Origin of the sequence: Pseudomonas sp. BN415, from assembly GCF_029871195.1 — a bacterium.
GTDB classification, from domain to species: Bacteria; Pseudomonadota; Gammaproteobacteria; order Pseudomonadales; family Pseudomonadaceae; genus Metapseudomonas; species Metapseudomonas resinovorans.
This window is the reverse complement of sequence record NZ_SSOK01000004.1, coordinates 99,776-120,533: the sequence shown is the minus strand read 5'-3', so window position 1 is coordinate 120,533 and position 20,758 is coordinate 99,776. Positions and strand designations below refer to the sequence as shown.

The window sequence follows — 20,758 nt, the reverse complement described above, 5'->3', positions numbered from 1 at the left end:
AAAGCAGGGCAAGGACCTGCCGACGGCTTCAGCCGTTGATGAACTTGCTCAGGAACTGCTTGGTGCGCTCTTCCTTCGGTGCACTGAACAGGGCCTTGGCGTCGCCTTGTTCGACGATCACGCCCTTGTCGATGAAGATCGCGCGGTTGGCCACGTCGCGGGCGAAGCTCATTTCGTGGGTGACGATGACCATGGTGCGGTTCTCTTCGGCCAGGCCGCGAATGGTGGCGAGCACTTCGCCCACCAGCTCCGGGTCGAGCGCCGAGGTGGGCTCGTCGAAGAGAATCACGTCAGGCTCCATGGCCAGGGCACGGGCGATGGCCACGCGCTGTTGCTGGCCGCCGGAGAGGCGCTTGGGATAGGCGTCTTCCTTGCCTGCCAGGCCGACCTTGGCCAGCAGCTTGCGTGCCTTCTCGACGGCCCGCTCGCGGGGTTCCTTCTTCACCACCACCGGACCTTCGATGACGTTCTCCAGCGCGGTGCGATGGGGGAAGAGGTTGAAGTTCTGGAAGACAAAGCCGACGTGCTGGCGCAGCTTGCGGATCAGCCCTTGCTGTTGCTTCAGCGGCTTGCTCGCGTCGATCTCGATGTCGCCCACCTTGATCAGGCCGCCACTGGGCACTTCCAGCAGGTTGAGGCAGCGCAGCAAGGTCGTCTTGCCCGAGCCGCTGGGGCCGATGATGGCCACCACTTCGCCCGGTTCGATGGTCAGGTCGATGCCCTTGAGCACCTCCTGGCCCTTGAAGGATTTGGTCAGGTTACGGACGGTGATCATCAGCTGTCCTGCTCATGCTGGTTGACCCGAGCCTCGAGGCGACTCTGGAAGTGCGACAGCACGGTGGCCAGCACCCAGTAGATCAGCGCGGCGGCCAGGTACATGGTGAAGATCTCGAAGGTGCGCGCGGTGATCAGCTGCGCCTGGCGGAACAGTTCTGGCACCTGGATGGTGGCGGCCAGGGCGGTGTCCTTGACCAGCGAGATGAAACTGTTGCCCAGCGGCGGCAGGGCGGTGCGCGCAGCCTGCGGAAGGATGGCGCGGACCAGGGTCTGGGTGCGGCTCATGCCGATGCTGGCGGCGGCTTCCCATTGCCCCTTGTCGATGGAGGCGATGGCGGCGCGGAGGATTTCCGAGGTGTAGGCGGCCATGTTCAGCGAGAAGCCGATCAACGCCGCGGGCAGCGGGTCGAGCTGGATACCCAACTGCGGCAGCCCGTAATAGATCATGAACAACTGCACCAGCAGCGGCGTGCCACGGAAGAAGGACACGTAGATCCGCGAGAGCCACTGCAGGGCGGTGAAACCGTAGAGGCGCATCAGGGCGAGGACGAACCCCAGCAGCAGTCCGAAGAACATGCCGCCGAGGCTCAGTACCACCGTAAACACCGCGCCCTTCAGCAAGAAGGGCGCGGAATCCAGCGCAAGTTGAAGGCTTGCGTCGATCATTGGGTCACGTCAGCCTTGAACCATTTCTCGGAGAGCTTTTTCAGGGTGCCGTCGGCCTTCAGCTTGGCCAGCGCCTTGTCGATGGCGGCCAGCAGTTCCGGGTTGCCCTTGCGCAGGGCGATGCCGGCTTCCTGACGGGAGAAGGGTTCACCGGTCACAGCGAGCTTGCCGCCAGTTTTCTCGACCATTTCGAAGGCGGCCAGGCGATCCACCAGGATGGCGTCGATACGGCCGACGTTCAGGTCCTGGAACTTGGTGGGGTCGTCGTCGTAGGTGCGGATGTCGGCCTGCGGGACGTTGTCCTTCAGCCACTGCTCGTAGTTGGTGCCCAGGCCCACGCCGACTTTCTTGCCGGCCAGGTCCGCGGCGGTCTTGATGTCACCCTCGGTGCCCTTGCGCACTAGCGCCTGGATGCCGGAGACGGTGTAGGGGGTGGAGAAGTCGTACTTCTTCTTGCGCTCGTCGGAGATGGTCACCTGGTTGATCACCACGTCCAGGCGCTTGGACTCCAGCGCCGCGAGGATGCCGTCCCACTTGGTCGGCTGGAACTCGGCCTTCACGCCCAGCTCTTTGGCCAGGGCCTCGGCCAATTCCACTTCGAAGCCGGTCAGCTTGCCGCTCTCGTCCTGGTAGTTGAAGGGCGGGTAGGTGCCTTCCAGGCCGACCTTTATGGCGCCTTTCTGCTGGATGTCCTGGAGCAGGTCGGCGGCGGAGCTGGTGCCGACGAAGCTGGCGCCGAGCACCAGGCTCAGGCTGCCGAGGATGAACTGGCGACGCAGGGTTGCGAATGTCATATGAGCCTCACGGGGCAGGTGTCTAAAAGGTGGGGCAACTCTAGGGATTTGGTTATATGCAATAAAATAATAAAAAATTATTTGCTGCTTAAATTAATGCATAAGAAGGTGTCACGGTGTACCCGCAGGATGATAGGCGAACAACGCCGGCGAGCCACCGGTGTGCAGGAACAGCACCGGCCCATCACCTTCGAATGCGCCCTTGGCGATGCCATCGAGCAGGCCGGCGAAGGCCTTGCCGGTGTACACCGGGTCCAGCAGCAGGCCTTCCAGGCTGGCGACCTGACGCACCGCGTCCAGGGTGCCGGCGTTCGGCTCGCCATAGCGCGGGAAGAAATACTGGTCCCACAGCTCCACCTTGAGCCCGGCCGGTACCGGCACGCCGAGCAGTTCGGCGGTGCGTTGCAACAGGCCTTCGACCTTGGGCCGCTGGGTGGCGTCCGGGCGCGAGACGGTGACGCCGATCACACGAGTGCCAGGCAGGGCGTATTCCAGCGCCAGGGCGAGGCCCGCGTGGGTACCGGCGCTGCCGGAGGCCAGCACCACGGCGGAGAAGTGCTCGCCGCTGGCCTTGATCTGCTCGGCCAGTTCCAGGCCGGCGCGTACATAACCCAGCGCACCCAGGGCATTGGAACCACCGATGGGCACCAGGTACGGCTTCTTGCCGGCAGCGCGCAGGCGCTCGGCCGCAGCGGCCAGCAACTCGTCGGCGTTGTCCAGGTTGGCCACCAGCTCGCACTCGGTGCCGAACAGGTCCAGCAACAGGCGGTTGCCGTTGCCGAGGTAGTTGCTGTCGGAGGTGCCGATGGGGTTTTCCAGCAGTGCGACACAACCCAGGCCGAGGCGCGCGGCGAGGGCGGCGGTCTGGCGAACGTGGTTGGACTGGATGGCGCCGGCGGTGACCAGGGTATCGGCACCCTGGGCCAGGGCCTCGGCGGCGAGGAACTCCAGCTTGCGCACCTTGTTTCCGCCCAGGGCGAAGGGGGTGAGGTCGTCGCGCTTCACATGGACGCCGCGGCCGAGCTTCTGCGACAGGTGCGCAAGCTTCTCCAGCGGGGTGGGCGAGGGAACCAGATCCAGGCGGGAAAAGCGGGCGAGGGCTGCATCGAGCATGGCGTGGTTCCGATAGGCGGTTGCGAAGGCTGCCACTCTAGTGAGCCGGGGCTTCGCAGGCAATTCGCAGAGGCGACATGAACGTACCGGGCAGTCAGGGTGTGGGAATTAATATCCTGCAATTTTGTAATTCGATTATGGAATATAAAAATAAGAAATTAGTATTTTATTGGAATAAAGAATTTCCGTAGTGTCGCCCTCAACCCGGCGCACCCAGACCGGGCATCCCAACACCCGCTCGTGGCTGAAGATCCAGCCGGAGCCGCAGATTCGAAAAGGACCACCATGAAGAAGACCTTGCTGTTGACCGCCCTGGCCGCTGCCCTCTCCGCCACCCTCGCCCATGCCGGCGAGAAGCTCGTAGTAGCCGCCACCCCGGTACCGCACGCTGAAATCCTTGAGCTGATCAAACCTCAGCTGGCCAAGGAAGGCGTGGACCTGGAAGTGAAGGTCTTCACCGACTATGTGCAGCCCAACCTGCAAGTCGACCAGAAGCATCTGGACGCCAACTACTTCCAGACCAAGCCCTACCTGGACAACTTCAACAGCGGCAAAGGCACCCACTTGGTGATCGTCAAGGGCGTGCACGTCGAGCCCTTCGGCGGCTACTCCAGCAAGTACAAGTCCCTGAAGGAGCTGCCGGACGGCGCCACCATCGCCATCCCCAACGAAGGCAGCAATAGCGGCCGCGCCCTGCTCCTGTTGCAGAAATCCGGGCTGCTCAAGCTGAAGGACCCGAAGAACGCTCTGGCCACGCCGAAGGACATCGCCGAGAACCCGCACAACTTCAAGTTCAAGGAACTGGAAGCGGCCCTGCTGCCGCGCGTGCTCGACCAGGTCGACCTGGCCCTGATCAATACCAACTACGCGCTGGAAGCCAAGCTGAACCCGTCCAAGGACGCGCTGGTGCTGGAAGATCGCACCTCGCCCTACGTGAACTACCTGGTAGCCCGTCCGGACAACAAGGACAGCGACGCCATCAAGAAACTCTCCTCCGCGCTGACCAGCCCGGAAGTGAAAGCCTTCATCGAGCAGAAGTACTCCGGCGCAGTGGTGCCCGCCTTCTGATCACCTGCTAGCCACGGTGGCGCACCGGCCAGTGCGCCTCTCCTCACGCCGACGAGTCTGTACTATCGTCGGCGTTCTTTTTTCTGCTGCACTTGCAGGGGCGATTCCTTGTGGGGGCGAATTCATTCGCTGAGGACCGCGCAGCGGTCCCCGACCAGCCAGGGCAATCCTGCGACCTGCATCGCGAATGAATTTACCCCCACAAAACAGCAAGAGCACCGTCCCTCGACCTTCTATCCTTATTCAATAAAAGTATTTCAAAGCGATCTCTTATGCCCGCTACTCTCTCGCCACAACTTGTTATAACAAGTCAGGATCACGAGCGAACAACGACATGGCCGAACTGCTTCCCCTCTCCCCGGTACCGCTCTACAGCCAGCTCAAGGAGCTGCTGCGCGGGCGCATCCTCGACGGTACCTACCCGCCCCACAGCCGCATGCCTTCGGAAAGCGAGCTGGGCAAGGTCTTCGGCGTCAGCCGTATCACCGTGCGCCAGGCGCTGGGGGACCTGCAGAAGGAAGGGCTGATCTTCAAGATCCACGGCAAGGGCACCTTCGTGGCCAAGCCCAAGGCCTTCCAGAACGTCAGCACCCTGCAGGGGCTGGCCGAGTCCATGACGCAGATGGGCTACGAAGTGCTTAACCGCTTGCGCAGCTTCCGCCATGTGCCAGCCAGTCCGCTGGTGGCGGCGCGCCTGCAGCTGGAGGAAGGCAGCCCTGTAACCGAGATCCGCCGCGTGCGCCTGATCAACCGTGAGCCGGTATCTCTGGAAATCACCTGGTTGCCGAAGGCGGTGGGCGAAAAGCTGGAGAAGGCTGACCTCGCCACCCGCGACATCTTCCTCATCCTCGAGAACGACTGCGGCATTCCCCTCGGCCATGCCGATCTCGCCATCGACGCGGTACTGGCCGACGGCGACCTGACCCAGGCGCTGGAGGTGGAGGAAGGTTCGCCGATCATGCGTATCGAGCGCCTGACCCACGCTGCCGACGGCACCCCGCTGGATTTCGAACACCTCTACTACCGCGGCGATGCCTTCCAGTACCGCCTGCGCATCGACCGTCAGAAGGGATCCCAGGCATGAGTACGCGAGAGCAGGACTACGACATCGTCGTCATCGGCGGCGGCACCGCTGGCCCCATGGCCGCAATCAAGGCCAAGGAGAAGAACCGCGAGCTGCGTGTGCTCCTGCTGGACAAGGCCAACGTCAAGCGCAGTGGTGCCATCAGCATGGGCATGGACGGGCTGAACAACGCCATCATCCCCGGCCACGCGACGCCCGAGCAGTACACCAAGGAAATCACTATCGCCAACGATGGCATCGTCAATCAGGCCGCCGTCTACGCCTACGCCACCCACAGTTTCGAAACCATCCAGCAACTCGACCGCTGGGGGGTGAAGTTCGAGAAGGACGAGACCGGCGACTACGCAGTGAAGAAGGTCCACCACATGGGCGCCTACGTGCTGCCGATGCCCGAGGGGCACGACATCAAGAAGGTGCTTTACCGCCAGCTCAAGCGTGCGCGGGTGGAGATCAGCAACCGTATCGTCTGCACCCGTCTGCTGCTGGATGGCGAGGGTGCGGCGAGCGGGGTGATGGGCTTCGACTGTCGCAGTGGCGAATTCCGGGTGATCCGCGCCAAGGCGGTGATCCTTGCCTGCGGCGCCGCTGGCCGCCTTGGCCTGCCATCTTCCGGCTACCTGATGGGCACCTACGAGAATCCCACGAATGCCGGCGACGGCTACGTCATGGCCTATCACGCCGGGGCGGAGTTGGCGAACCTGGAGTGCTTCCAGATCAATCCGCTGATCAAGGACTACAACGGCCCCGCCTGCGCGTACGTCACCGGCCCGCTGGGTGGTTACACCGCTAACAGCAAGGGCGAGCGCTTCATCGAGTGCGACTACTGGAGCGGCCAGATGATGTGGGAGTTCCACCAGGAACTCGAAGGCGGCAATGGCCCGGTGTTCCTCAAGCTTGATCACCTGGCCGAAGAAACCATCCAGACCATCGAAGAGATCCTCCATAGCAACGAGCGCCCCAGTCGCGGGCAGTTCCACGCCAACCGCGGCACCGACTACCGCTCGCAGATGGTCGAGATGCACATCTCCGAGATCGGCTTCTGCTCCGGCCATTCGGCCTCGGGTGTGTGGGTCAACGAGAAGGCCGAAACCTCGGTGAAAGGGCTGTACGCAGCTGGCGACATGGCTGCCGTGCCGCACAACTACATGCTCGGCGCCTTCACCTACGGCTGGTTCGCCGGGGTCAATGCGGTGGACTACGTGGCCGGGCGCGACTTCGCCGAAGTCGACCCGGGACAGGTGGAGCGCGAGCAGGCGCGGGTCTTCGCGCCGCTGCAGCGTGAACATGGTCTGCCGCCGGCCCAGGTGGAGTACAAGCTGCGGCGCATGGTCAACGATTACCTGCAGCCGCCCAAGGTGACGAAGAAGATGGAGATCGGCCTCACGCGCTTCGCCGAGATCGAGCGGGACCTGGCGCAGATGAAAGCCAGCAACCCTCACGAGCTGATGCGCGCCATGGAAGTGGCGGTTATCCGTGACTGTGCCGAGATGGCCGCCCGCGCTTCGTTGTTCCGCGCCGAGAGCCGCTGGGGCCTGTACCACCACCGCGTCGACCACCCCGAGCGTAATGACACCGACTGGTTCTGCCATTGCCACCTGAAGAAGGGCGAGGACGGCCACATGACGAGCTTCAAGAAAGCGGTGGAGCCGTACCTGATCCCGCTGGATGCACAAGAGCAGCAGGCCTACGACCGCCTGCGCGTGAAGGCCGAAGCGGCAGCGTAGGTTTTAGGGTGGGCTTCAGCCCACCCTATGTTGACCAGCGTACAAGACCCATAACGAGAGCCCCAGGCTCCAAGGAAATCGTGAAATGGCCCATCAACCCCAGGAAATTTTCTTCCGCAGCAGTGCGCCGGTGACCATCGACGAAGACAAGTGCATCGCCGAGAAGGGCTGCACGGTCTGTGTCGAGGTCTGCCCGATGGACCTCTTGGCCATCAACCCGGCCACCCAGAAGGCCTACATGGCCTTCGACGAATGCTGGTACTGCATGCCCTGCGAGAAAGACTGCCCGACCGGCGCGGTGAAGGTGGAGATTCCTTACCTGCTGCGCTGACCGAGTGTGAGAAACCTCTAGGAGCCAGCTTGCTGGCGAACAACGGACCTGCAGGCAAGCGCTTCGCCAGCAAGCGGGCTCCTACAAAAAATGCAATCCGCCATCCGGCCAACCCCCGGACGCCTCACCTGAAAGCCCCTCGTTTCCCACCACCCGACCACGTGGCGGAGACGATTCCAACACTCATGATTCGAGGGGAAAAACCCATGCGTCTTCGTGCAACCGTCGCCGGCCTCGCGCTGGCCATCTCCAGCCTGTCCGCCTCCGCGGAAACCATCCGCATCGCCATCGGCACCCAGGACACCACCATCAACTGCGCCACCGGCGGCCTGCTCATCCGCGAGCTGGGCCTCCTGGAGAAATACCTGCCCCGTGATGGCAAGTACAAGGACGCCGACTACCAGGTGGAGTGGAAGAACTTCACCAGCGGCGCACCGCTGACCAACGAGATGGTCGCCGGCAAGCTGGACTTTGGCGCCATGGCCGACTTCCCCGGCTCCTTCAACGGCGTCGCCCATCTGGATGCGGGCAAGCGGAGCCTGTTCATCAGCGTGCTCTCGGGCAGCACCCTTGGCAGCGGCAACGGCATCGTGGTACCGGCGTCGTCCCCGGTGCAGTCGCTGGCCGAGCTCAAGGGCAAGACCATTTCCGTGCCCTTCGCCTCCACTGCTCACGGCATGTTGCTGCGCGCTGTTGCTGCCCAGGGCTGGGACCCGGAGAAGGACGTGCGCATCATCGCCCAGCCACCGGAGATCGCCGGCTCCGCGCTGCGCAGCAACCGCATCGAGGCTCACGCTGACTTCGTGCCCTTTGCCGAGTTGTTCCCCAACCGCGGCTTCGCAAGGAAGATCTATGACGGCTCCCAGGCCGAGGCGCCTACCTTCCACGGCGCACTGGTGGATGCGGCCTATGCGAAAAAGTACCCGGAGATCGTCACCGCCTACCTGCGCGCCAGCCTGGAAGCCGACCGCCTGATCGCCGAGTCGCCTGAGAAGTACAGCGAGCTGATCGAGAAGGTCACCGGCATCGAGGCCGAGGTGAACTACCTGTTCCACGGCCCCCTTGGCCTGCAGACCCGCGACCTGACCTGGAAGCCCGAGTACCGCAAGGCGGTGGCCACCTCGATCGATACCCTGAAACTGCTGAAGAAGACCGATCGGGGCCTGGATACCGCCCAGTTCATCGACGACCAGTACATCAGCGCCGCCTTCAAGCAGGCCGGGCAGGACTACGACAAGGCGCTGAAGAACTATGCGCAGCTGCCACTGGTGGCCAACGACGCGGCCACCGGCAAGCCGATCACCGACTTCAAGCGCCTGGCGCAGATATGGGTGCGCGGTGAGGGCAAGGTCCGTCATTACGCGTCGCCGGAAGCTGCGCTGACCGCCCTGGCGCAGCTGGAACAGGAGGGCAAGGACATCCGCGCCATCTATGCCCAGGCCGCCGACAGTGGCATCAAGTTGCTGGCCAACCAGGCCTGGTTCGTGCGCAACGACAAGGGTGAGCTGAGCGCCTTCCTGCTCAAGTCCCAGGCCGAGCGGTTCGCCCAGCAACACGGCGGCACGGCGCTCGATTTTGTCAGCGCCAATCAGAAGCAGGCTGTCGCCAGCCGCTGATCGCCTTGCCCTCTCCCTTCAGGGAGAGGGTTGGGGAGAGGGAAACGAGCAGGAGACGATCCATGACAAATCTGTACCGCTGGCCCCTGCGCCTCGCCTCATTGGCCACCTGCCTGCTGTTCTGGCAACTGGCTGCCAACGCGCGCCTGGACCTCGGGCTGTTCACCTTCACCTACGTGCCCACGCCCGCCGCCGTGCTCGATGCGGCCTGGCAGCTGGTGCACTCCAGCAAGCTGTTGCCGCACCTCACCAACAGCCTTTCACGGGTGTTCGCCGGTTACCTGGCCGCGGCCTTGCTGGGCGTCCTGCTGGGCCTGGTCATCGGCCGTTCGAGATGGGCCGAGGACAGCCTGCTGCCGCCGTTGGAGGTGCTGCGGCCGATTCCTGCGGTGGCCTGGATTCCCCTGGCCATCCTGATGTTTCCCTCGTCGGAGCTGTCGATGGTGTTCATCACCTTCACCGGTGCGCTGTTCCCCATCCTGCTCAACACCGTGCATGGCGTCGAAGGCGTCGACCCCCGGCTGATCGCTTCGGCACGCAGCCTTGGCGCTGGGCGTCTGGCGATCCTGCGCGAGGTGATCCTGCCCGGCGCGGCGCCGAGCATCGTCACTGGCCTCGCCATCGGCATGGGCACGTCGTGGTTCTGCCTGGTCACCGCCGAGATGATCTCCGGGCAGTTTGGCGTCGGTTATTACACCTGGGAGTCCTACGTGGTGCAGAACTACGCCGACATCGTCGTCGGCATGCTGCTGATCGGCTTGCTAGGCATGGGCAGCAGTGCCCTGGTCAAACGCTTGGGCGCGCTCGCCACACCCTGGTACCGCGCGCGGAGGAACGCCTGATGAGCAGCTTCGAACGCGCAGTGGAACCAGGCCGCATCGAGGCCAGGGGCGTCTCCATCCGTTTGGGACGGGGCCGCGAGGCCTTCGAGGCGGTACAGACGTTGGACTTCGCCATCGCGCCGGGGGAGTTCGTCTGCATTCTGGGCCCTTCCGGCTGCGGCAAGTCCACCTTGCTCGGCGCCCTAGCCGGGCACCTGAAGCCCAGCGCCGGCAGCCTAGAGGTGGATGGCCAGCCGGTGGAGGGACCTTCACCCGAGCGCGGCATGGTGTTCCAGCACCACACGCTTTTGCCCTGGCGCAGGGTGCTCGACAACGTCGCCTTCGGCCTGAAGATGCAAGGCATCGGCAAGGCCGAGCGGCAGCGCCGCGCCGCCGAACTCCTGCGCCTGGTAGGCCTGGAGGATTTCGCCGGGCGCTGGCCCAACCAGCTCTCCGGCGGCATGCAGCAGCGTGCCGAGATTGCCCGCGTGCTGATCAACCGCCCGCGCCTGCTGTTGATGGACGAGCCCTTCGGCGCGCTGGATGCGCAGACCCGCTCGCGCATGCAGGAACTGCTGCTGGATATCTGGACGCGCATCCGCACCACCGTGGTGTTCGTTACCCACGACATCGACGAAGCCTTGTTCCTGGCCGACCGCATCCTGGTGATGAGCCCGCGCCCCGGACGCTTCATCGAAGACCTGCGCCTGGACTTCCCGCGTCCGCGCCGCGCCAGCCTCCTTACCACCCCCGGCTTCACCCATCTCAAGCGCCATTGCCTGGAACTGCTGCGCCATGAAGACGGCCGCGAGCTGCCACGCCTGACGCCGCTGGGGCTGCCCACCGATCACCCGCCACTGCGAGTTGCCCTATGACCAACCGTGAAACCGACAACCCCGACATCCTCGAACTGCTGCCACGCCTCGCCGATGACGACGCTGGTGTGCGCCGCATTGCCCTGATCGAACTCGCCGACCTGGCAGACCCGGAGGGCCTACCCTGGCTCACCGACGCCCTTGCCGTGGATGACGCTGCTGAGGTGCGCGCCGAGGCTGCGCGTCTGCTGGAGGCCTGGGAGGAACCCGACGTCGTCGAGGCACTCTGCGCGGCCCTGGCCGATGGTGCCGAGCCGGTGCGCCTGGCCGCTGCCCAGAGTCTCAGTGAGCTGAAGAGCCTGGAGGCGGGGAGGCTGATTCTGCCGTGGGTGACCCATGCCGATGCCTTTGTCCGCGCCAGTGCGCTACGTGCTCTACGTGAGCTGCGCCTGGAGGAGGCCGCCGGCCCTGCGTTGTTGGCGCTGCACGACGGCGAAGCGCCGGTGCGCCGGGAGGCGGTGGGCATCCTCGGCTGGTTGAAACACGAAGCTGCGCTGCCAGCGCTGGCCCGCCTGGCCAGTGACGACGCGGATACCGAAGTACGCCGCGCTGCCACCGGTGCCCTGGGGCTGGCCAGTGACGGGGAGGTACTGCCAGCCCTTTACGCTGCCTTGGCTGATAATGCCTGGCAGGTGCGCGAGGAGGCCGCCACCACCCTCGGCAAGGTCGGTCTGACAGACGCTGGCGCGGCACTGGTGCGGGCCTTGGAAGACGAATACTGGCAGGTGCGTTTGCGCGCCGCGCGTGCCCTCGGTCGCCTGCGCTATCGCGAGGCTCTTGCAGAGCTTTCCGTGCTGCTCGGCCACGGCATCGCCAACTTGCGCAAGGAGGCTGCGCTGGCGTTGGGCGAGCTGGGCGACGCCGATGCGTTGCCGGCGCTGCGCCAGGCCGAGGTCGATGGTGATCCGGAAGTGCGCAAGGCAGTACGCATTGCCCTGGCGCAACTCCAGGGAGCGGCCTGATGGAAGCCCCCAGTGCCCTGCGCAGTTCGCGCAGCGAAGCACGTTTGTTTTTGGAGTGGGCAGATGGGGATCGGCGGGAGATCAGTCATGCCCGCTTGCGTGGTGCCTGTCCCTGCTCGCAGTGCAAGGCGACGCGGCTGCGTGGGGCGATTGCGCTGGTGGATGAAGGCGTGCGCCTGGAGCGCATCGCGCTACAGGGCTATGGCGTGCAGCTGGTGTTCAGCGATGGGCACGAGCGGGGGATCTATCCCTGGGGGTACTTGCGGGAGCTGGGCACCGCTGCCCTCACCCCCACCCCCTCTCCCTGAAGGGTTGGGGTTTGGGGGAGAGGGGGCGGACTTTCAGAACGGCTTGTCCCCCAGGATCGTCGCGCGGTGCATCACACGACGCTGCGGACGGTAGTCGTCCACGGCGAAATGCTGGGTGATGCGGTTGTCCCAGAAGGCCACGTCATTGGCCTGCCAACGCCAGCGGATAGTGAATTCCGGGCGCGTCGAGTGGGCGAAGAGAAAGCGCAGCAGCGTGTCGCTTTCCGCCGTCGAGAGTTCGTTGATGCGGGTGGTGAAACCCTCGTTGACGAACAACCCCTTGCGCCCGGTGACCGGGTGCGTGCGTACCACCGGATGGCTGCGTGGCGGGTATTTGCGCTTGGCGTCTTCCAGGCGCTCGTGTTCCTCGGCTGTGAGGCTGAAGCGTTCCTCTGGAAAGGAGCGGGACAGGTCGTGGGTGGCGGTCAGGCCTTCGAGCAGCAGCTGGATGGGGTTGGACAGCGCGTCATAGGCCGCGCTGCTGCTGGCCCAGAGGGTGTCACCGCCGTAGGGCGGGAGCTGTTTGGCAGTAAGCACGGCGCCGAGCGCCGGGGTTTCCAGGAAGGTCACGTCGGTGTGCCAGAGGGCGTTGTCACGCACATCGGTCACGGCGGTATCCAGCACCAGTACTTCCGGCTGCTCGGGAATGTTCGGGTAGATCGGGTGGATGTGCAGGTCGCCGAAGTTGCGGGCGAAGGCGGCCTGCTGTTGCGGGTTCAACGGCTGGTCGCGGAAGAACAGCACCTGGTGGGTGAGCAGGGCGTTTTCCACCGTTTTACGCAGCGAGGCATCGAGCGGCCTGCTGAGGTCGAGGCCTTCGACCAGAGCGCCGAGGGCGGGGGAGAGCGGGGTGATATGCAGGGTCATGGCAGTGAATCTCCAGATAGCGCTGAGCGGGGATTGCCCTCACCCCGACCCTCTCCCGGAGGGAGAAGGGGTAATGCGGGATCAGTGGCTCTGCCCATGCCAGGGCACGAGCTTGCGTTGCAGGGCGCGCAGGCCGAGTTCGAGGGCGAAGGCGATCAGGGCGATGACGAGGATGCCGAGGATCACCACGTCGGTGACCAGGAACTGCGCCGCCGACTGCACCATGAAGCCCAGGCCACGGGTGGCAGCCACCAGTTCGGCGGCCACCAGGGTGGACCAGCCGACCCCGAGGCCGATGCGCACGCCGGTGAGGATGTCGGGCAGGGCGCTGGGCAGGATCACATGGCGGATCAGTTGGGCCTGGGTGGCACCAAGGGACTGCGCCGCCCTCAGTCGCGCCGGGTCGACGTTGCGCACGCCGGTGGCGGTAGCGATGGCGATGGGGGCGAAGATCGCGAGGAAGATCAGCAGTACCTTGGACAGCTCGCCGATGCCGCACCAGATGACGATCAGGGGCAGGTAGGCCAGCGGTGGAATGGGCCGATAGAACTCGATTAGCGGGTCGAAGATGCCACGGGCAATACGGTTGCGGCCGATAGCGATACCCAGCGGAACGGCGGTCAGTACCGAAGCCAGCAGCGCGGCGCCGATGCGTCCCAGGCTCGCGCTCAGATGCTGCCAGAGGCTGGCGTCCATGTAGCCCTGGGTCAGCAGCACCCAACCCTTGCGGGCGATGGCCTGCGGGCTGGGCAGGAACAGGGGTTCGATCAGGCCGGCGGTGGTCACGGCCCACCAGGCCAGCAGCAGACTGCCGAGGGTCAGCAGGCTGATTGACAGGGTGCTCAGGGGCCGGCGCTGGCGTGGTTTCACAGTCGTGGCGGTCTTGCTGGCCAGGGTCAGGTCGAGACTACTCATGTGCTTCTCCTTTGGCGTTCGGCGAAGACCTGGGCGAGTACATGTTCGCGCGTCTCGATGAACTGCGGATCGGACTTGATCGCCCGTGCACTTTCCCCGGCGGCGTAGCGCTGGCCGAAGTCCAGGCGCAGGCGTTCGCTGATGCGGCCCGGGTTGGGCGACAGCAGGATGAGTTCGGTGGCGAGGAAAACCGCTTCCTCGATGTCGTGGGTGATCAGGAAAACGGGTTTGGCCGCGCGTCGCCAGACTTGCAGTAACAGCTCCTGCATCTGTTCGCGGGTGAAGGCATCGAGGGCGCCGAAGGGCTCGTCCATCAGCAGCACGCGCGGGTCGGCGGCCAGGGCACGTGCGATCCCGACGCGCTGTTTCTGTCCACCGGAAAGTTCCCAGATGCGGCGCTTGTCGAAGCCGACGAGGTCCACCAAGGCGAGCATTTCGCGGGCACGCGCCTCACGCTCGGCACGGGGCACGCCGGCGAGTTCGAGGCCGAAGGCGACGTTGCCGAGCACGTCCTGCCAGGGCAGTAGGGCATCGTCCTGGAACACCACGCCGCGTTCGGCGCTGGGACCGTTGACGGGCAGGCCGTCGAGGCTGATGCGACCGGCGCTGGGGCTGACAAAACCGGCAATGAGATTGAGCAGGGTGGTCTTGCCGCTGCCGGACGGGCCGAGGGCTACCAGCAGTTCGCCGGGGCCGAGGTCGAAGGAAATGTCGGTCAGTACCGGCTCGGCCGCGCCTGGGTACTGTGCGCTGATGCGCTCCAGCTGGAGTAAGGCCATTTTCTGCAGGGTCTCGAAAGGGCCTGCCCGACGTGTCGGGCAGGCGGGGTGAATCAGTTCTGGACGTACTTGGAGCTTACGTACGGGGCGTAGTCAGGCAGCACGGCGTCGACCTTGCCTTGCTCCTTGAGGAAGCGCGCGGTCTCGCTGATGGCCTGGGTGGTCGGTGCACCGAGGGCGGTTACCTGGTCGGCGGCGAGCGGGAAGACGTTGCCCTGCAGCAGCAGCGGGATGTCCTCGGCCTTGGCGCCGGACAGTTTCACCAGCTTGTCGATGTTGGCCTTGTCGGCCAGCCAGGCTTTCGGGTCCTTGCGGTAGGCGGCGTAGGCGTCGAGGGTCACCTTGGCGAAGGTGCGGACGACTTCCGGATGCTTCTTGGCGAAGTCCTTGCGCACGATCCAGGCGTCGAAGGTGGGCGCGCCCAGCTTGCTCAGCTCACCGGAGCTGATCAGCACCTTGCCGTTGGACTTGGCAACGCCCAGGGCCGGGTCCCAGACGTAGGTGGCATCGATGTCGCCACGCTGCCAGGCGGCGACGATGGCTGGCGGTGCGAGGTTGAGGATGGTGACCTTGGTGGGGTCGATCTGCCAGTGCTTGAGGGCGGCCAGCAGGCTGTAGTGGCCGGTTGAAACGAAGGGCACGGCGATCTTCTTGCCGATCAGATCTTCGGGCTTGGTGATACCGGCGCCATTGCGCGCCACCAGGGCTTCGGCGTCGCCGATCTGGGTGGCAATGAGGAATGTCTGGATCGGCAGCTGGCGAGTGGCGGCGGCGGCCAGCGGGCTGGAGCCGACATAGCCGATCTGCACGTCACCGGAGGCGACGGCGGTGATGACTTCAGCGCCGCTGTCGAACTTGCGCCAGTCAATGCTGGATTTGCTCGCCTTCTCATAGGCGCCATCGGCCTGGGCGACCTTGGCCGGGTCGACGGTGGTCTGGTAGGCGACGGTGAAATCCGCGGCCTGGGCGCTCAGGGCCAGGCCGCCAAGGGTCAGGGCCGCCAGCAGGCGACGGGGAAACTGGGACGAAAGCATGGGGTGCTCCTCAACGGGCTGGGGCCGGTCTAGGAGGCCGGTCCACGGGACAGGGGGTGTTGCGCTCGGGGTTGTCCGGTGGTCCGGTGAGGCGAATTTAATTGATCTAAAAAACAAAAAATAAATAACTTTTTTGCATGAGAATAGATCGGACGAATCGAAGCCGTGGGGAGTCTCCGTAAAACTGCTTATTGCTAAAAGTTATTTATATCTAAAAAATAATTCTTTTTTGAAATTAGCATTCGCCTTCTAGAGTGGCGGCCTGCCGAAAGCGGACCGCCGCATCGCTTATGCACCGGAGCCTGTGAAAACGACAGTGGCTTCGAAGGTCACGCAGCGGCGCATCGCGTCTGCTCCTGCTCCGGGCATCCCACACCCCTACAAGATCGCAATGGAGCATCGAGCATGAACAAGTCGTCCCTCGCCCTGGCCGTCGCCCTCGGCGTGCTGGCCCAGCAGGCCGCCGCTGGCGGTTTCATCGAAGACAGCAAGGCCAGCCTGACCTTGCGCAACTTCTACATCAACTCGGACAACCGCCAAGGCACTGCCGCGCCGTCCAAGCAAGAGGAGTGGGGCCAGGGCTTCCTCTTCAACTACGCCTCCGGCTACACCGAAGGCAGCGTTGGCGTGGGGGTCGACGCGCTCGGCCTGTTGGGTGTGAAGCTGGATTCCGGCAAGGGCACGCACTACAACCCGACCAGCGCCAGCTACGGCGGCACCGTGTTCCCGACCGACAACGACGGCCGCGCCAAGGATGACTTCGGTAGCCTGGGCGTGACCGGCAAGGTGCGCATCTCCAAGACCGAAGCGCGCATCGGCACCCTGCTGCCGAAGCTGCCGGTGGTGACCTACAACGACGGTCGTCTGCTGCCGCAGACCTTCGAGGGCGGGCAGGTGACCTCCAGCGAGATCGCCGGCCTGACCCTGGTCGGCGGCCAGCTGGAACACGCCAAGGGGCGTAACTCCAGCGACGCTCGCGGCCTGTCGATCGCCGGCGCGAACAACGCCCGCACGGGTCAGTTCGTCAACAAGTTCTACTTCGCCGGTGGCGACTACAAGGTCAGCGACAACCTGCTCGCGCAGTACTACTACGGCAACCTGGAAGACTTCTATAACCAGCACTTTCTCGGCCTGACCCACAACTGGGCGCTGCCGGTGGGCGCGCTGAAGTCCGACCTGCGCTACTTCTACAGCGATTCCGACGGCAAGAACGGCAGCGTTGCCGGCCGCCGCGAAGGCTTCCGCAGCGCGGGCAACTGGGCGGCCAACGATCCGGACCGCTTTGAAGTCGACAACCGCACCTGGAGTGCGCTGTTCACCTACACCCTCGGCGGCCACGCGGCCAGCCTGGGCTACCAGCAGGTCTCCGGCGACAGCGCCTTCCCGTTCCTCAACCAGGGTGATGGCGCCACCGCCTACCTGATCACCGACCGCCAGATCGGCAAGTTCCTCAGCGCCGGCGAGCGCACCTGGGTCGCCGAATACGGCTACGACTTCGCCAAGCTCGGCGTGCCGGGCCTGAAGGCCGTGGGCACCTACCTGAAGGGCAGCAACATCGAGACCCAGGGCAGTGATCAGGGCGAGTGGGAACGCGACTTCCGCCTCGACTACGTGCTGCAGGGCGGCCCGCTGAAAGGCCTCGGCGTGTCCTGGCGCAACGCCGCGCTGCGCAGCGATGCCGCCCGCGACCAGGACGAGAACCGCCTGATCCTGAGCTACACCCTGACGTTGCTGTAAGGGCGGTGGTGGGCTGAAGCCCACCCTATGATCGCGAATGAATTCGCACCTACAAGGAAGTGCCAGGCCCGAACGCTGGCACGGATAGCCCCCTCTCCCTCTGGGAGAGGGTTGGGGTGAGGGCGGCCGCGGTGTTTGAGCGTGTTGGGTTTCGCTGCGCGCTAGCGGAACGCCGCCCGCACCAACCTATGGGGTCGATGAATTAGTCGCTACGGAAACCGCCGGGAGCCTCATTCCAGAGGCCTTCCCGGCGTTTTCACGTCCATATCTTTATATCTCTAAATAGAATAAATAAAGCGTTATTTATTCTTTTTAATTTACAGTGCGGCTACGCATAGTGGGCCCCACGGAACGACACCCAGACACAGGAGCCGCACCATGAGTATCCGCCTCGGCGACATCGCCCCCGACTTCGAACAGGACTCCAGCGAAGGCCGCATCCGCTTCCATGAATGGCTGGACGGTAGTTGGGGCGTGCTGTTTTCGCACCCCGCTGACTTCACGCCGGTGTGCACCACCGAACTGGGATTCACCGCCAAGCTCAAGGATGAATTCACCGCCCGTGGCGTGAAGGCGATCGCCTTGTCGGTCGACCCGGTGGACTCCCATCACCGCTGGATCGATGACATCAACGACACCCAGGGCACCCTGGTGAATTTCCCGATCATCGCCGACGCCGACCGCCAGGTGTCCGACCTCTACGACCTGATCCACCCGAACGCCAACGACACCCTCACCGTGCGCTCGCTGTTCATCATCGACCCGAACAAGAAGGTGCGCCTGATCATCACCTACCCGGCCAGCACCGGGCGCAACTTCAACGAGATCCTGCGGGTGATCGACTCCCTGCAGCTGACCGACAACCACAAGGTCGCCACCCCAGCCAATTGGCAGGACGGCGACGATGTGGTGATCGTGCCCTCGCTCAAGGATGAAGACGAAATCCGCCAGCGCTTTCCGCGGGGCTACAAGGCGGTCCGGCCCTACCTGCGCCTGACGCCGCAACCCAACCGCTGATTCATCCGGCGCCTCGCGCGCACTTAACGACCCCGCCTTACTCACCCGCCAACGGGCCAGCAGGCAACGACATCACAAGCAAAGTCATGAGGAGAGCGCCATGCGCACCATCACTTTGCGTCGGAGCCTGGCTGCCCTGTTCGCGGCTGCCCTGGCTTTCGGCGCCATCACTCAAGCACAGGCCGAAACCCTGCGAATCGGCTACCAGAAATACGGCACCCTGGTGCTGCTAAAGGCCAAGGGCACGCTGGAGAAGCGTCTGGCCGAACAGGGCATCGACGTCAAATGGACCGAGTTCCCCGGCGGCCCGCAGCTGCTGGAAGGCCTCAACGTGGGCTCCATTGACTTCGGCGTGACCGGCGAAACCCCGCCGGTATTCGCCCAGGCAGCAGGCGCCGACCTGCTCTACGTGGCCTATGAGCCGCCGGCACCGCAGAGCGAAGCGATCCTGGTGCCCAAGGGGTCGTCCATCCAGTCGGTGAAGGCGCTGGCCGGCAAGAAGGTCGCCCTGAACAAGGGTTCCAACGTGCACTACCTGTTGGTGCGTGCGCTGGAGGAGGCCGGTCTGAAGTACAGCGATATCCAGCCCGTCTATCTGCCCCCGGCCGACGCCCGCGCCGCCTTCGAGCGCGGCAGCGTGGACGCCTGGGTGATCTGGGACCCCTTCCAGGCCGCCGCCGAGAAGCAGCTCGAGGCGCGCACCCTGCGCAATGGCGAAGGGCTTGTGGATAACCACCAGTTCTACCTGGCCACTCGCACCTATGCCCAGAAGCACCCGCAGGTGATCAACACCCTGATCGAGGAAGTGCGCGCCGTGGGCGAGGACTCCAAGGCCGATCCGGACAAGGTCACCGAACAGGTCGCGCCGCTGCTGGGCCTGCCAAAGGACATCACTTCCATCGCCGTGAAGCGCCAGGGCTACGGTGCCCAGCCGCTGAGCCCGGAGGTGGTCACTGCTCAGCAGAAGATCGCCGACACCTTCACCGCGCTGAAGCTGATTCCGAAAAAGCTCAGCATCGCCGACGTGATCTGGACGCCGCCGGCCAAGGTCGCGCAGCAGTGACTTGAACCCCTCTCCCGGAGGGAGAAGGGACACCTTTAAGGAGACCACTCCATGAGCTTGAACATCTTCTGGTTCCTGCCGACCCACGGCGACGGCCACTACCTCGGCACCTCCGAGGGCGCCCGCGCCGTCGACCACGGCTACCTGCAACAGATCGCCCAGGCAGCCGACCGTCTCGGCTTCGGCGGCGTGCTGATCCCCACCGGGCGTTCCTGCGAGGACTCCTGGCTGGTGGCAGCTTCGCTGATCCCGGTAACCCAACGCCTGAAATTCCTCGTCGCCCTGCGCCCCGGGATCATTTCGCCGACCGTGGCCGCGCGCCAGGCGGCGACCCTGGATCGTCTGTCCGGTGGCCGCGCCTTGTTCAACCTGGTCACCGGTGGCGACCCGGATGAACTGGCCGCCGATGGCCTGCACCTGGACCACGCCGAGCGTTACGAAGCCTCGGTGGAGTTCACCCGCATCTGGCGCCGCGTGCTGGAGGGCGAAACCGTCGATTACGACGGCAAGCACCTCCAGGTGAAGGGGGCCAAATTGTTCTACCCGCCACTGCAACAGCCGCGTCCGCCGCTGTACTTCGGAGGTTCCTCCGAGGCCGCCCAGGACCTCGCCGCCGAGCAGGTCGAGCTGTACCTGACCTGGGGCGAGCCGCCGGCAGCGGTGAAAGAGAAGATCGAACAGGTGCGCGCCAAGGCCGCCAAGCTGGGTCGCACGGTGCGTTTTGGCATCCGCCTGCACGTGATCGTGCGTGAAACCAACGAAGCTGCCTGGGCGGCTGCCGACCGCCTGATCGAGAACCTCGACGATGCCACCATCGCCAAGGCGCAGGCTGCCTTCGCCCGTTTCGACTCGGTAGGCCAGCAGCGCATGGCTGCCCTGCACAACGGCCGGCGCGACAAGCTGGAAGTCAGCCCCAACCTCTGGGCCGGCGTCGGCCTGGTGCGTGGTGGTGCCGGTACGGCGCTGGTGGGCGATGGCCCGACCGTGGCCGCGCGGGTGAAGGAGTACGCCGACCTCGGCATCGACACCTTCATCTTCTCCGGCTATCCACACCTGGAAGAGTCCTATCGCGTTGCGGAATTGCTGTTCCCCCATCTGGATGTCGCCCGTCCGCGCACCAACGACGGCCTGGGCTTCGTCAGCCCCTTCGGCGAGATGGTGGCCAACGAGGCCCTGCCCGAAGCCAAGCTGGCGTCGCAGAGCTGAG

21 protein-coding genes are annotated in these 20,758 nt (G+C 64.6%); 13 read left to right on the top strand and 8 right to left on the bottom strand.

Going from position 1 to position 20,758, the window contains the following annotated elements:
• Positions 1–28 precede the first annotated feature (28 nt).
• From tcyN to E8F20_RS00755, 4 genes are all read right to left on the bottom strand, one after another.
• The gene (gene tcyN / locus E8F20_RS00770; RefSeq protein ID WP_280281993.1) at positions 29–775 is read right to left on the bottom strand and encodes an L-cystine ABC transporter ATP-binding protein TcyN; all 747 of its coding nucleotides are present in this window, start codon (positions 773–775) and stop codon (positions 29–31) included.
• A complete protein-coding gene (tcyL, locus tag E8F20_RS00765) occupies positions 775–1,443 on the bottom strand; it encodes a cystine ABC transporter permease (RefSeq protein WP_280281992.1) in 669 nt (222 codons plus the stop codon). The genes tcyN and tcyL overlap by 1 nt, the downstream gene beginning before the upstream one ends.
• Positions 1,440–2,237: a cystine ABC transporter substrate-binding protein gene (gene tcyJ / locus E8F20_RS00760; protein ID WP_280281991.1), complete on the bottom strand. Its 798-nt coding sequence runs from the start codon at positions 2,235–2,237 to the stop codon at positions 1,440–1,442. Before tcyJ ends, tcyL begins: the two co-directional genes overlap by 4 nt.
• A 111-nt stretch (positions 2,238–2,348) precedes the next feature.
• Positions 2,349–3,350 (bottom strand): D-cysteine desulfhydrase, encoded by a 1,002-nt coding sequence (locus E8F20_RS00755; RefSeq protein WP_280281990.1) that lies wholly within the window; start codon positions 3,348–3,350, stop codon positions 2,349–2,351.
• A 285-nt stretch (positions 3,351–3,635) separates the two neighbouring features.
• On the opposite strand from E8F20_RS00755, the gene E8F20_RS00750 reads away from it, so the two are divergent.
• From E8F20_RS00750 to E8F20_RS00710, 9 genes are all read left to right on the top strand, one after another.
• Positions 3,636–4,418: a MetQ/NlpA family ABC transporter substrate-binding protein gene (locus E8F20_RS00750; RefSeq protein ID WP_280281989.1), complete on the top strand. Its 783-nt coding sequence runs from the start codon at positions 3,636–3,638 to the stop codon at positions 4,416–4,418.
• Between the two features lie 334 nt (positions 4,419–4,752).
• Complete coding sequence (locus E8F20_RS00745; protein WP_028629112.1) at positions 4,753–5,502, top strand: GntR family transcriptional regulator; 750 nt, start codon at positions 4,753–4,755, stop codon at positions 5,500–5,502.
• Positions 5,499–7,226, top strand: coding sequence for a fumarate reductase/succinate dehydrogenase flavoprotein subunit (locus E8F20_RS00740; RefSeq protein ID WP_280281988.1), 1,728 nt, complete (start codon positions 5,499–5,501; stop codon positions 7,224–7,226). The genes E8F20_RS00745 and E8F20_RS00740 overlap by 4 nt, the downstream gene beginning before the upstream one ends.
• Positions 7,227–7,311: 85 nt before the next feature.
• Positions 7,312–7,557: a ferredoxin family protein gene (locus E8F20_RS00735; RefSeq protein WP_028629110.1), complete on the top strand. Its 246-nt coding sequence runs from the start codon at positions 7,312–7,314 to the stop codon at positions 7,555–7,557.
• A 206-nt stretch (positions 7,558–7,763) separates the two neighbouring features.
• Entirely contained in the window at positions 7,764–9,173 is a 1,410-nt protein-coding gene (locus tag E8F20_RS00730) for an ABC transporter substrate-binding protein (RefSeq protein ID WP_280281987.1), read from the top strand.
• Between the two features lie 62 nt (positions 9,174–9,235).
• On the top strand, positions 9,236–10,015 hold the full coding sequence (locus tag E8F20_RS00725) for an ABC transporter permease (protein WP_280281986.1): 780 nt from the start codon (positions 9,236–9,238) through the stop codon (positions 10,013–10,015).
• Positions 10,015–10,869: an ABC transporter ATP-binding protein gene (locus E8F20_RS00720; RefSeq protein ID WP_280281985.1), complete on the top strand. Its 855-nt coding sequence runs from the start codon at positions 10,015–10,017 to the stop codon at positions 10,867–10,869. Before E8F20_RS00725 ends, E8F20_RS00720 begins: the two co-directional genes overlap by 1 nt.
• Positions 10,866–11,831: a HEAT repeat domain-containing protein gene (locus E8F20_RS00715; protein WP_280281984.1), complete on the top strand. Its 966-nt coding sequence runs from the start codon at positions 10,866–10,868 to the stop codon at positions 11,829–11,831. Before E8F20_RS00720 ends, E8F20_RS00715 begins: the two co-directional genes overlap by 4 nt.
• Positions 11,831–12,139, top strand: a complete 309-nt coding sequence (locus E8F20_RS00710; protein WP_280281983.1) for a gamma-butyrobetaine hydroxylase-like domain-containing protein — start codon at positions 11,831–11,833, stop codon at positions 12,137–12,139. Before E8F20_RS00715 ends, E8F20_RS00710 begins: the two co-directional genes overlap by 1 nt.
• A gap of 33 nt (positions 12,140–12,172) precedes the next feature.
• Here the strand turns inward: E8F20_RS00710 and tauD are convergent, their stop codons facing one another.
• From tauD to tauA, 4 genes are all read right to left on the bottom strand, one after another.
• Positions 12,173–13,006: a taurine dioxygenase gene (gene tauD, locus E8F20_RS00705; protein ID WP_280281982.1), complete on the bottom strand. Its 834-nt coding sequence runs from the start codon at positions 13,004–13,006 to the stop codon at positions 12,173–12,175.
• A gap of 81 nt (positions 13,007–13,087) precedes the next feature.
• Entirely contained in the window at positions 13,088–13,921 is an 834-nt protein-coding gene (gene tauC, locus E8F20_RS00700) for a taurine ABC transporter permease TauC (protein ID WP_280281981.1), read from the bottom strand.
• A complete protein-coding gene (gene tauB / locus E8F20_RS00695; RefSeq protein ID WP_280281980.1) occupies positions 13,918–14,700 on the bottom strand; it encodes a taurine ABC transporter ATP-binding subunit in 783 nt (260 codons plus the stop codon). The genes tauC and tauB overlap by 4 nt, the downstream gene beginning before the upstream one ends.
• Before the next feature lie 53 nt (positions 14,701–14,753).
• Positions 14,754–15,734 carry a taurine ABC transporter substrate-binding protein gene (gene tauA / locus E8F20_RS00690; protein WP_280281979.1) on the bottom strand — a complete coding sequence of 327 codons (981 nt, stop codon included), beginning with the start codon at positions 15,732–15,734 and terminating at the stop codon, positions 14,754–14,756.
• A gap of 405 nt (positions 15,735–16,139) precedes the next feature.
• On the opposite strand from tauA, the gene E8F20_RS00685 reads away from it, so the two are divergent.
• The 4 genes from E8F20_RS00685 to ssuD all read left to right on the top strand — a co-directional run bounded on the left by E8F20_RS00685 (position 16,140) and on the right by ssuD (position 20,757).
• Positions 16,140–17,471: an OprD family porin gene (locus E8F20_RS00685; RefSeq protein ID WP_280281978.1), complete on the top strand. Its 1,332-nt coding sequence runs from the start codon at positions 16,140–16,142 to the stop codon at positions 17,469–17,471.
• Between the two features lie 378 nt (positions 17,472–17,849).
• Positions 17,850–18,488 (top strand): peroxiredoxin, encoded by a 639-nt coding sequence (locus E8F20_RS00680; protein WP_028629099.1) that lies wholly within the window; start codon positions 17,850–17,852, stop codon positions 18,486–18,488.
• A gap of 100 nt (positions 18,489–18,588) precedes the next feature.
• Positions 18,589–19,551 carry a sulfonate ABC transporter substrate-binding protein gene (locus tag E8F20_RS00675; protein WP_028629098.1) on the top strand — a complete coding sequence of 321 codons (963 nt, stop codon included), beginning with the start codon at positions 18,589–18,591 and terminating at the stop codon, positions 19,549–19,551.
• 51 nt (positions 19,552–19,602) lie between these two features.
• Entirely contained in the window at positions 19,603–20,757 is a 1,155-nt protein-coding gene (gene ssuD, locus E8F20_RS00670) for an FMNH2-dependent alkanesulfonate monooxygenase (protein WP_280281977.1), read from the top strand.
• Position 20,758 lies beyond the last annotated feature (1 nt).